This is a genomic window from Pantoea sp. BAV 3049 (assembly GCF_009765445.1).
In the GTDB taxonomy this organism is placed as follows: domain Bacteria; phylum Pseudomonadota; class Gammaproteobacteria; order Enterobacterales; family Enterobacteriaceae; genus Erwinia.
In genome coordinates this window covers 23,745-24,262 of sequence record NZ_WHOY01000031.1, presented here as the reverse complement: position 1 = coordinate 24,262, position 518 = coordinate 23,745, and the positions used below count along the sequence as shown (strand labels likewise).

Below are 518 nucleotides of genomic sequence, written 5' to 3'. Positions count from 1 at the left end.
ATCTCGTACATCCAGCTATTGCTCCGGTATTCATCGAACACGGCGTTTTGAGGCTTGGGCTGCTTCTCCGTTGGCTTACTCTTCAATCCAAGATGCTGGTGATTCGCGATTTGCCGCAGGCTTACCGCGCTGGGTTCATAGTCGGGATTCAGTGCGCACAGAGTGTCCTTGTAGATTCCCTTTCTGAGCACCTGGCCTGCTTCGACCATCTTAGATAGCGATCCCTGAGAGCTGTTGCGCCGGTATCCAGCCTGTATCACGTGGTTATGAATATCACAGGAATGAACATAGCCGCCTTTACTCTTCAGAAAATCGATAATTACCTGTCTTGCTGTTGTCATGCTGCATCTCCAAATCTTGAAGCCCACTCATGCGCCCTGGCGGATTCGTCACTGAACCGGACGCCGTGCTCGGCACCGAAGGCATGGATTAACTCAATGAGGTCACGCATCTCGCTGACGCGCATCTTGCTTGTTGACTGGCCCAGAACCACAAAGCCACCGTCAATGCCTGGTACA

At 52.3% G+C, this 518-nt stretch carries 2 protein-coding genes; both read right to left on the bottom strand.

The features are described 5' to 3' along the window. Positions 1-341, bottom strand: a 341-nt coding sequence (locus GSQ70_RS00885; RefSeq protein WP_199257209.1) for a hypothetical protein, incomplete at its 3' end; no start/stop codon positions are given. Next, the coding region (locus tag GSQ70_RS00880; protein WP_199257208.1) for a recombination protein NinB at positions 338-518 on the bottom strand (181 nt) is incomplete at its 5' end. The genes GSQ70_RS00880 and GSQ70_RS00885, both read right to left, overlap by 4 nt.